The following is an 11,621-nucleotide window of genomic DNA, read 5'->3' on the forward strand; positions in this document are numbered from 1 at the left end:
AAAAAAATCATTTGCTGAATTACTAAAATCACAAGATACTGGTGACTTAGGTGATTTCTTACAAGAAAAAGAAAGTGTTAGAATAATCCCAACCAATAAAAGCAATCGCATAATTAATGTTTTCATTCTAAAACGAACCATTAATTAAAAAATTGCATTAATGCAATCCTTTAGCAGCAAGGTATCTTTCTGCATCTAAGGCAGCCATACATCCTGTACCGGCAGCAGTTATAGCTTGGCGATAAACATGATCAGCGGCATCTCCTGCTACAAACACACCATCTACATTGGTTCTTGTAGATCCGTCACCTTTAACTATGATGTATCCTTGATCGTCTAGGTTTAACCAGTCTTTGAAAATTGCAGTGTTTGGATTATGTCCAATTGCAACAAAGAAACCTGTAATAGGAATAGTCGTTTCTTCTTGCGTTTTGTTATTAATCACTATAACTCCATCAACTCCTTGGTCGCCTAATACTTCTTTGGTTTGCGTATTATATAGAACTTCAATGTTCGCTGTATTTTCTACTCTATGTTGCATTGCTTTGGAAGCTCTAAATTCATCTTTTCTAACAATCATGGTTACTTTGTTACATAGCTTAGCCAAGTAGGAAGCTTCTTCACAAGCAGAGTCTCCAGCACCAACCAAAGCAACATCTTGTCCACGGTAGAAAAACCCGTCACATACTGCACATGCAGAAACGCCGCCGCCAATATCTCGCAATCTTATCTCAGACTCTAAACCAAGCCATTTAGCAGATGCACCAGTAGATATAATAATTGAATTGGCAGTTAGTTCTTTTCCACCTTCAATAGTTACTTTGTGAATTGGACCACTAAAATCTATTTCCGTCACAAACCCTGTTCTAACATCGGTTCCAAAACGTTCACATTGTTCTTGAAGGTCTACCATCATTTGTGGTCCATCAATTCCTTTCGGGTAACCAGGAAAGTTATCTACTTCTGTAGTTTCTGTAAGTTGCCCACCTGGTTGCATGCCTTGATAAAGTACAGGACTCATATCTGCTCTAGCAGCGTAAATAGCAGCGGTGTATCCTGCAGGACCAGATCCTATAATAAGGCATCTGTGGTGTTCAATTTCGTTACTCATGTTTGTTTCTGTGCTTATTGTAATAAAGAAGTAAAAGTAATTAGCTTTTTTTTGATTTTGCATTTAACCAATCAAATGATATAAACATTGCGTTCACAATTTTTTATGTTGATGGATAAATAGTTGACGATCGCATTTAATATGTAATGTTAACTTTACATATGTATCGGGGAGTAGCTCAGCTGGTAGAGTACGCGTCTGGGGGGCGCGGGGTCGCAAGTTCAAGTCTTGTCTCTCCGACAAAGAAATCGAGTGGTAACAATTTCGGTTACCCAAATTGCTTATACATCCGTGGATATTAAATTATTAGGTAACATTACCTATATAGTTATTCGTTAAAAGATTCAGGTGTTGAAGCTTGGACTTCAGTGTTTTATTATTGATATTTATTAAATAAAAGTATAACGATTTAACTGTGTTTTCTTTAAATGATTTTTTTTATGGTACCAGCGCAATAGGAATTGAGCTTCAGATGAGGGATGCAAATAGTTCCCTTATTCATCTTGTGTATTTAGAAAAGAATAAAAATAAGTACACCGTAATAAGGTCTGAATATTCGCTTTATGAAATGGGTTCAATTCGTAATTTGAATAATCTAAATGTGCCAGTATCACTCGTTATAACAGGTTTTGGTGTAACAGCTAGGAAGTTTCATGCAGACGAAGTTCAGTCTGATGAAGAGATGTTAAAGGTTATTCTACCGGAGGCCGTCTTGAGTGATTATTTAGTGCAAAAAGTATCAGGATCGAATAATAGCTTATTCGTATCTATTATTAAGAAAAAATGGGTGAATGGGTTTCTTGGCATTTTCGAGAAAAATAACATCTCCATTGTTCATTTATCCTTGGGCCCTTTTGCATTAGCCAATATTAATAGTCATGTAAATAAAGGCGGAGATGAGTTGGCAGCTTCTCAATATCAATTATCCTTTGAGAACAATTTAATAAAAGAATTTAATTCAGTAGAAAAAGGTAATGACGACCATGTTACCATTCACGGTAAGCAATTAATAAACAAATTAGCTATTGCCTATGCTACTGCTTTCGATTTTTTAGGAGATAATATTGTTAGGCTAGATTTCAAAAGTATAACACGAAATTATCAAGACTATAAACGTAAACAGGTATATAAATTACTCTCGATTGGATCTCTCCTTGTTTTTGGTGCTGTAATAATGTTTAACGGATACGCTAGTATGCATTATTTAGAACAGGGGAAGGATATTTCTAGTAAACTGTTTGAAAAGCAGAATGCAATTGATGATTTGATAAGTCGAAAGGAAAAGGTAAAAGGGCTTCATCTCCTTTCGGAAAGTATCGAATTGGATAGGGATCCGATAATATTTACGAAAGTTATTCTTCAAACCAAACCTCAAAATATCGCCATAACTTTACTTAAGATTTTCCCAAGGGAAGAGACTGAACGAGTAGATCAACCAATTATATATAATCACCAAATAATTAGAATTGTAGGACGGCAGAACAATATTCTGGAATTAAAAAGGTGGATGAAAGAACTTGGGAATCTTGAAGGAGTATTAAAAGTGGATTTGTTAGGAGATGAATTTGACGATTCAAAAGTGAAAGATTTTATTCTAATGATAAAATTGAGTTAGTATGTCGAATAAAATCACATATACAGAACGATTAATATTGCTTTCCGTGATAGTATTATTTGTGTCTTATTTGATTTATTCTTTTGCAGTAGTTCATACGATTGATAAGAGGATACATTGTAAAGAACTAGTAAGGGAAATGATTAATATACCCAATGTTAGTGGGGCTATTGATTCTTTGGAAAAGGTCCTAGTAATAAAGGAGAAACAAATTATTGATGATTTTAAATATGCAAACACAAAGATAGTAGGACTTAAAATGGAGGTTGATACGTTGATGACAGCATACCTAGATGTCGATCATAGATTTGTGAGAAATACAGATATAGGATATTATCATGCGCTTCTAAATACATACTCTCTCTCTGTTTCTGCGCCGGAAGAAATTATATTGAATTTGGTAGAGGATTTTGAGAAGGGTATAACTACCGCCAAAATTTCCTCAATATCTCTGGAGCGGGTGAAGAGCCTTGTTGTAGATGAAAAGTTGTTTCGTCTTAAGATTGTATTTCAGCAAGTAAGTACCGTATTTAGAGAAGAAGGGGCTTGATTTTCAATGTCCATCTTAAACATTAATTTTACCGCAATCAAATTTAAATAGTATGAGAATTTTTTCTTGGCTTTCGGTAGTGCTTGTAGCACTATTAACATCTTGTAATTGTATGCAGATGGTAGATGGAGGTATACTGGATGAATCTACAGGAAAGGCTGTTTCTGGGGTTGTTATTCGGTTGGTAAATGATAATACAGATTTAGATAATAAGAATAAACGCATTGGAATATCTAGCCGTAAGGGGACTTTTAGAATATCACAAATGTCATCTGGCTATTTAGGTTGTCCAGAGATCACGTTGTATTTCTTTAAAGAGGGGTATTTACCAACCAAGATTATTACAGAATCGTTCACAACACAAAAAGTTGTGAAGTTAACGCCGGTGAGATAATTATTTAATAATCTTTACCTCGGTTCTTCTGTTTTTTGTTCTGCCCTTGCTGGTAGCGTTATCAGCAATAGGCATAGAAGGACCATATCCCTTAGCAACCACACGAGCGCCATCAATTTGTTTAGTTAGTAAATAGGTTCGCACGGATTCAGCACGCGATTGTGATAATTTAAGGTTAGCTGCTTCATCACCAACGTTGTCGGTATGTCCTGCTATTTCTATTTCCATTTCAGGCTTAGAAACAAGTGCCGTAACTAGGTTATCTAAAGCCTCAAAAGAAGTAGACTGGAGTGTGCTCTTTCCAATATCAAAAAATACATTATCAAGTGTAATAACTTTTGGAGATTCTAGAATAATGTTGAAATCAAATGTGATAATACCAGCGGTATCCGGTATTCCTATTGTTGTGTAGTCAAGCTCTGTTCCAAAATACTCGTATCTTACTTGGTAGTTATCTCCTTCAGGGATCAGGATACTAAATAAGCCTTTTGGATCTGTTGTGCCACTGTAATCCTTTTCAGTTTTTAATCCGGAGAAAGTAATATTCTGGTTTGCATGTGATACACCATCATCACTCGTAACAATAACATTTAGTAACGCTGTAGATTCTGTTGCCTCCATGTCTTGTGCGATCGCATGAATTTGCAATCCAATAAGAAGACCTAGTAATACTTGAGTTGTTTTCATGGTTGAAAGATAAAAATTAAAGACCACAAAACTGGCAGTACTTTGATTCTGGGGCATGTTGAAAGCTAATGTCTTTGTTATACATCTCTGCCACAACGCTTTTAATACTGGTGGTGAATTCTTCTAGAAGATCATCAGATATGATTTTCTCTTTTGCGATTTGAACATCCATATGGCCGCTACTAATCTTGCCAAGAGATACTATCTGTCCGGATAATTCACGATGATTAGCCTCGCTAGCTTTGTACAATAGAGCATAAAAGAGGAGCTGAACGCATTTGGCTTTGGATGAATTGGTAAATACATCATTCATTGTTTTGGCTCTTAATTCGGTGCGAGATGTGTTGCCGGTCTTAAAGTCAATTACGCGAGTTGTACCGTTAAAATCATCTATTCGGTCTATTCTTCCTTTTAGGTTTATTGTTTTAGATACACCATCAATGGAAGTAGGAATGGATGTTTTGAATTCATCTTCCAGGGATATAATTCGAGTTTGGTTGTTGCTTTTTTTCTTTAGTGTGTTGATCTCTAAATCGATAAAATTGTGTAAGAATCTAATGGCAACTTTTAGAACCAAGAAGTTTTTTCCAAAGAATAGTTCTTGTTTGGTAAACTCTTCCAAGAAATACTTTTCTAGCGTGTTGTTTGCTTTTTGCTTAATGTCTTGCAATGCAGTCTCGGTGATTACTTTTCCAATAAGGGGTTTGTAGAGCTCATTTAATGCATCGTGCACAAATGTCCCCATGCTTTTCGCTTCAATTGTTTCTTCCACAGCTTCGGGCTCTTTTAATCCCACGATGTATTTGTAGTAAAAGTTTAATGGGCAACTGAGATACGTGTTAAGAGAAGATGCAGAAAGCCCTTTTTCAAGTATACGATCAAGATCTAAATTTATCGCATCTGTTTTCTTAACCGTGATTTCCGTTGATTTGTAAGGCTTTGGAGGTATGTTTAATAGAGTTTCTTTAATATTAATATTTGGATTTACTTTAGGTAATTCATGAACCATTTGCTTGATGAAACGACTAGGTTCACCGCTTCCCATAAAATCCGACTCTGTGTTATACAGAATGTAAACATTCTTGGCGCGTTGTATTAAACGATAGTAGTGGTAAGCAAAAATTGCATCTTTCTCACTAAATGTAGGCAGACCAAAGCTCTTTCTTAAGTCGAATGGGATAACAGAGCTTTGGCTCTTGCTTTTGGGCAATACATCTTCATTTGCCGATAACAGAATAACGTTTTCGAAATCCAAGGTCCGTGTTTCCAACATTCCCATTATTTGCAGTCCTTTTAGTGGTTCACCGTAAAAGGGAAGGGTTTGTTGTTTTACCAATTGCCTGAAAATAATACTTAGAGATTTAACCGAACCAATAGAATCGTATGTTCCAATTAGTGTTTTAACTCGTTTAAAAGCTTTTGCAAAGGCAAACAGGTATTCTAGGTTGAGGTTCTTATTACCTTCATTTTGTCCGATAAATCCTTTTTTTAGTTGATCAATTAGGATTAATAAACCAGTTATCGCCTTTGTTGGGGAATCATCCCAAGGTACCAAGATCGCTACTATTATTTTTAGTTGATTTGGACTAAATCCAGAGAATACCTCTGACTTCAAGTCTATTGTGATAAAGGCTTTATTGCTCTTGTTTATTTCCTCCGCGAGTTTGTTCTGGCCAGTTAATAAATAAGATGCGAAATAAGGATGATTAATTACAGAGAGAACGTCTTTGTAGTAGAATTTTACCGGTTGATCATCTTGTTGTTTTGTGTTAACGTGCAGATTAAATATAGCTTCAATCAAACCATAGATTGGTGTGTTAATCATGGGGTAACCCATCGTGATATTAATATCACTAACCTCGTCTGGTAAAGATTGAAGAACGGGAAGTAGCAATTGTTCGTCGGCTAACACAATCGCAGTGTCCGTTACTAAGTCGGGAGATATAGTAGAAAGAATCTGCCCCGCATATTTAGCCTGACCAATACTCCTTGCAACACCTATTACTTCAATGTTTTTACTATCCGTTGAAAGAAGATTCTCTTGCCAATTAAAGTTGTTGACTCCGAATTGTCTTCGGTGCTTTCGCAAAAATGATCCAGCTTCTTGTTTTTTGTTGTCGAGGTAATAGGAGTCAGTATCCCACAATATTTCGGCTTTTTCTTCTTTTAAAAGAACTTCGATTATTTTTTCTTCTGCAATGGATAGCGCGTTAAAGCCAGCAAACACAATCTTTTTCCATGCTTTCTTTTCCATAAGAGGAAGAATGTTTTTAGCTACATTTCGGTAAGCTTTGCCTTTATAACAGAAGTTTCTTTTTTCTAAGTCTTTATTAAGAGCGGTATATAATGTGCCTATGGAATTCCAGAAACCAATGTATTTCTGTTGCATCTCTGTGAGTTGGTCTTCTGATAAACTCCAGCTTTCAATTTCTTTAATATCCGCAAGGTTTGAAAACAGAGTAGAGGTGTTTACTAAGTATTGATCGATTTCGTCGAAGTCACCAAGAAGGCTAATTGACCATTTGCTAAAATCATCGAACGACTGAATATCTGGAAGACCACTCTTTTTGTAGACTTCGTAAAAATCAAATTGAAGAGCGATGGGGTCAATAATTTTCAATTCGGATAGATCTGTTATAAAGTCTTCGACAGAATAAATTTGAGGTGACCAAATTGAGTTGTCGATTTGCTTAGCGAGGTATTGTTTTAAAAAGAGACTTGATCTTCTATTGGGTAATACGATACATAATTCATCCAATTGATCGGGATACTTCTCGAATAAATGTTTTGCAAGCTTTTCTAAAAAACGTTCCATTGGTATATTAATTAAGCAATCACGGCTTTTTCTGTTTCTGTATATATAAGAACACACTTAACTGTCGAGTACCCCATGCCTGTGAGTAAGCGAGCATATTGTTGCACTTGTTCTAAGTGCTCTTCAGATTCTTTACCTGTTTTATAATCAACCACGGTGGCTATGTTGTTATCTATCACAACTCTATCAGGACGAAATGACTTGCCGTCGGGAAGCAAAATTTCTTGTTCATTTTTAACCACGCTCGTTTTTGAAAAGTAAGGGGATATTTCTGGGTTTGTAATTAATTGTTCTAGTTTGAATCGGAGAACTTCAATTTCACTCGTTTCAATAAAACCTTCTTGAAGCATTTGATCCACTGCAGGAAGGATGTCTTCTTTTGTATGAATAAATGATAAGGCTTTGTGGATTAGGTTTCCGTAATCTTCATTCTCAACAGGATTCTCAACGTCCCACATTTCGTTTGCATGTAATCTAACAGCTATTCTGCCGTGCCAGCTTTTTGAAATTAACTTTTCGAGTTCGGAAGCCGGTATTGTTTCATCTTTCGATGCTTCAATCACAGTTCTTTCACCTTGAATAAAAGATTGATCCCCTTCAGTCCAATACTCACTATTCTGAATAAAAGGAAGAAACAGCTTGGAGACATTCTTTTTGGCATGTTCGGATGTAAGAATATATAGCCTGTCTCTTGCCCTTGTAAGAGCTACATATAATACATTGATCGTATCCAATTTACTCTTTTCCTCTTCCTCGGTAAATTGGTCATTGAATTTTGTGAGCGAGAGGTCTTTTGTAGCAGGAACAAGTGCCACGGATAATTTATCTAATTCGAATTCTTTTACATCAACCCAAAGTTGATCACGTGTTTTTTTAATAGACCAATTCGCATATGGGAATATTACAACAGGGTATTCTAGGCCTTTAGATTTATGAATAGTAAGGATCCTTACTGCATTTAAGCCTTCAGGAATTACTATTGAAGTTTTATGTTTTTTTCCGTTCCACCATTCGATGAATTCAGGAATAACATTGTTGTAAGAGGTTGCATACGCATGCACCGTATCTAAGAAGCAAGTTAGATAGGGGTCAATGTATTTATTGATATCAAATATTCGAATCAATTCTTCTACAGTGTCATACAAAGGCATAGCAATAATTCGATTGATATCTGTTTCGAATCCTATGAATTTTAGATACTCAAAAAAACTGTTCTTTGATCTGTTTCTTTTAAAACGGTCGATTAGTAGGTGTACTTCATCGTCAATAATATTTTCGCCTTTTAGGTATTGGAGAGTTTTAACTTGAGCAATATCATATTGTGGATAAACTAAGAGAGAGAGCATGTTTGAGAGGAATGCGACTTCTTTAGAATTGCTTAGTAGAAGGCTTTCGGATGAGATGACGTCGATTTTAAGCGATAACAAATGTTTTGCAATTTCTGAACCATCTCCATTTTTGCGACACAATATTGCAATGTCTTTCCATTGATAGCCGTCTTCTAAAGCTTCACTAATTAAAGTTGTTATCCGGTCTTCTGTATTTGACTTGTGTTCTTCTTTTGAAGTCTCGTCTAAGACTTCCAATTGAACCATTCCGTCTTTATTTTCTTTAGGGTAGCTTTGTTCTAACTTGTTGTAAATCTTCGCGTTTGCTTCGTCTAATGAGCCTGATAGTTGTCGGAAAAACCAGTTATTAAAGTCTATTACTTCTTTTTTTGACCGATAGTTATTGGCGAGTACTTCTTCTTTGTTATTCGATTTTAATGCCTGCTCTCTGATTTTTTGAATTTGACTTGTTGGCGCGGGATACATCTCTGGTAGGCGAACAAATTGCTCTACATCACCACCTCTAAAACGGTAAATAGATTGCTTGCCATCTCCAACAATCATATTGAAATTACCGTTCGATAAGGAATTTTCTACTAATGGTAGGAGGTTCTGCCATTGCATGATCGACGTATCTTGGAATTCATCGATTAAGAAGTTTCTGTATTTCTCGCCCATTCGTTCATAAATGAAAGGCGCGGGTTCGTTTTGTACAATGTGATTAATCTTCTTATTAAAATCAGATATGAAGATGAAGTCGTTCTCTTTTTTTAAATTTTCAAGAAGTTTTTCTGTCTCGTTTAATACTGCAAGCGAATAGATATTTCGGCTTAAAAGATTGAGGAATATGTATTCGGGATACTTCTCAAGTAATTCTATCGCTTCTCCATATAACCTTGATAGCTCGGGTTTGATGCTTTCGATTCTTACTTTTTGATCTTCATCCGCTTTTGCTGAAGTCCATTTGTCTTCCTCCATTCCTCCATGGACACTATTGGTAGGGTAGAGGCTATCCTTTTTGAGGATCTTTAAATAGTTGAAGTATTTATTTAAGCCGTTTGCACCTTTAAAAAAAGAAGCGGCCTCGATACCTTCGTTATCAATTAAGTCAATGGCCTCTTCGCCAATTTTCCGCAAAGGTTCTTCAAAGGCTTTTATCCTTGAAAATAGAGTGTCTCGAATATCCATGAAGTCTTTCATGTTTATGGATTTCATAGAACTAAAGTTTTCGTGGCCCTCTTCGTTCATTAAGTTCTCAAAGAACTTATATAAATCATTTTCAATGTTCCATCCTTTTTCTTCCTCCGTCTTTTTAATTGTAAAGTTTACAAGAAGTTTGGTTAATTGTTGATCTCGGCCAACTTGAGAAATGAGTTGATCAATTGCTTTTTTAAGCATCACCTCATATTCCAGTTCTACCTCAAACTCAGAAGAGATCTGTAAATCTCTCGCAAACGTTTTAACAATTTTGTGAACGAACTTGTCGATAGTGCTTATTGCAAAATAAGAATAGTTGTGTAGGATTGATTGATGGATTAATCCGCACCTAAGTTTGATGGCATCTTCCTGTAAATTCATCTCTTCCGTTAAATCACCTAGAAGGATTTTTGAAGTTCCGCCGGGGGGAGTATCTGACGAAAGTTGGTCGAGGGCTTGAATAATTCGCTCTCGCATTTCTTTAGCAGCCTTATTCGTAAAGGTAATTGCGAGTATTCCTCTATAAGAATCTTCATCCTTGCCTGATAATGCAAGTTTAATGTATTCTTTAACCAGCGTATAGGTTTTACCGGAACCGGCAGAAGATTTATAAACGGTAAAATTCATAGAATGGGAAGGTATTTCAATAATATGAGATACTAGAATATTCTATTTAATAATGATGAACAATTGTTAATAAGATTTTAACACGATAGGGTAGTGGCTATTAAGGCTTAGACGTGCTGTACTTCAGTTTTAAATAAGGACTCTTATCATTGCCTCGCCGTTTCTTTTAACGTTGTTTTTAAAGGATTAAAATAGTCATGGATATTGATGTATCCTGCGTTATTACAGTGTTTTATGGCGCTGTGTTTTTGTGAGTTCATTGCATCTAGTATATCCGTATTCTAAAGAATAGTTATGCAGTATCTGTATCTGTTGCTTTGTTAACAACGTCATGAGATTCAGTAATAAAGCAGTCAGCGTAGTTCTGAAATCAAGTAATTTATTTATACATTCGTCTTTGCATTTCTAGTGCCTAAACAAGTACATAACTAAAAATTAATGAGTATGAAAGTTGGTATTCCAGCGGAGATCTCCCTTAAAGAACTAAAGGTAGCGGCTACTCCAAAGACGGTCAAGCGATTAATCAAGCAAGGCTTTGAAGTCTATATTCAAAAAGACGCCGGTGTAAGGGCAAATTATTCCGACGCACAGTTTGAAGAAGCAGGGGCGAACATTGTTCCATCGGCTGCTGATATTTATGGTAATTCAGATATCGTTCTTAAAGTAAAAGAACCAAGTTTTGAAGAAGTAGATATGATGAAAGAAGGCTTAGTTATGTTGAGTTATTTATGGCCTGCTCAAAACTCTGACTTACTTCAGAAACTTGCGGATAAAAAAGTAAACGCTATTGCAATGGATTCTATTCCTAGAATCTCTAGAGCGCAAAAAATGGATGTTTTATCTTCTATGGCAAACATCGCGGGTTATCGATCAGTTATTGAAGGAGCCAATCATTTTGGTAGATTTCTTAATGGTCAAATAACTGCAGCGGGTAAAGTAGATCCAGCAAAAATATTAGTTATTGGTGCTGGTGTAGCAGGTTTAGCTGCAATTGGCGCTGCGAATTCTCTAGGAGCAATTGTTAGAGCTTTTGATACTAGAGCGGAAGTAGCGGAGCAAATTGAATCTATGGGTGCTGAGTTTTTGCAAGTAGAAATTGAAGAAGATGGTGCTACCGCCTCCGGTTATTCTAAAGTAATGAGCCCTGAGTTTATTGCAGCCGAGATGGAGTTGTTCACAGAGCAAGCCAAAGAGTGCGATATTGTTATTACTACCGCGCAGATTCCAGGAAGAGCCGCTCCTAAGTTATGGATGGATTATCATGTTGCAGCAATGAAGCCAGGTTCTGTAATTATTG

Annotated in this window: 8 protein-coding genes and 1 tRNA gene; 5 read left to right on the forward strand and 4 right to left on the reverse strand. The window is 36.1% G+C overall.

Annotation, left to right across the window (positions count from 1 at the left end; genetic code table 11):
• Positions 1-157: 157 nt before the first annotated feature.
• Positions 158-1,111, reverse strand: a complete 954-nt coding sequence (gene trxB / locus HRT72_03510; GenBank protein ID NQY66774.1) for a thioredoxin-disulfide reductase — start codon at positions 1,109-1,111, stop codon at positions 158-160.
• Between the two features lie 167 nt (positions 1,112-1,278).
• Between trxB and HRT72_03515 the strand changes: the two genes are divergently transcribed.
• The 4 genes from HRT72_03515 (at position 1,279) to HRT72_03530 (ending at position 3,670) form a co-directional block, all read left to right on the forward strand.
• Positions 1,279-1,351 (forward strand) — tRNA-Pro (locus tag HRT72_03515).
• A 175-nt stretch (positions 1,352-1,526) separates the two neighbouring features.
• A complete protein-coding gene (locus tag HRT72_03520; GenBank protein NQY66775.1) occupies positions 1,527-2,726 on the forward strand; it encodes a hypothetical protein in 1,200 nt (399 codons plus the stop codon).
• Between the two features lies 1 nt (position 2,727).
• The gene (locus HRT72_03525) at positions 2,728-3,276 is read left to right on the forward strand and encodes a hypothetical protein (protein ID NQY66776.1); all 549 of its coding nucleotides are present in this window, start codon (positions 2,728-2,730) and stop codon (positions 3,274-3,276) included.
• A 52-nt stretch (positions 3,277-3,328) separates the two neighbouring features.
• Positions 3,329-3,670, forward strand: coding sequence for a hypothetical protein (locus HRT72_03530; protein ID NQY66777.1), 342 nt, complete (start codon positions 3,329-3,331; stop codon positions 3,668-3,670).
• Here the strand turns inward: HRT72_03530 and HRT72_03535 are convergent, their stop codons facing one another.
• The 3 genes from HRT72_03535 to HRT72_03545 are packed head-to-tail and all read right to left on the reverse strand — an operon-like array spanning position 3,671 to position 10,324.
• Positions 3,671-4,357 carry an OmpA family protein gene (locus HRT72_03535; GenBank protein NQY66778.1) on the reverse strand — a complete coding sequence of 229 codons (687 nt, stop codon included), beginning with the start codon at positions 4,355-4,357 and terminating at the stop codon, positions 3,671-3,673.
• 16 nt (positions 4,358-4,373) lie between these two features.
• Complete coding sequence (locus tag HRT72_03540; GenBank protein ID NQY66779.1) at positions 4,374-7,172, reverse strand: PD-(D/E)XK nuclease family protein; 2,799 nt, start codon at positions 7,170-7,172, stop codon at positions 4,374-4,376.
• Positions 7,173-7,183: 11 nt separating this feature from the next.
• Positions 7,184-10,324 carry a UvrD-helicase domain-containing protein gene (locus tag HRT72_03545; protein NQY66780.1) on the reverse strand — a complete coding sequence of 1,047 codons (3,141 nt, stop codon included), beginning with the start codon at positions 10,322-10,324 and terminating at the stop codon, positions 7,184-7,186.
• Between the two features lie 444 nt (positions 10,325-10,768).
• Between HRT72_03545 and HRT72_03550 the strand changes: the two genes are divergently transcribed.
• The coding region (locus HRT72_03550; GenBank protein ID NQY66781.1) for a Re/Si-specific NAD(P)(+) transhydrogenase subunit alpha at positions 10,769-11,621 on the forward strand (853 nt) is incomplete at its 3' end.

Source organism: Flavobacteriales bacterium (genome assembly GCA_013214975.1).
Lineage (GTDB): Bacteria > Bacteroidota > Bacteroidia > DT-38 > DT-38 > DT-38.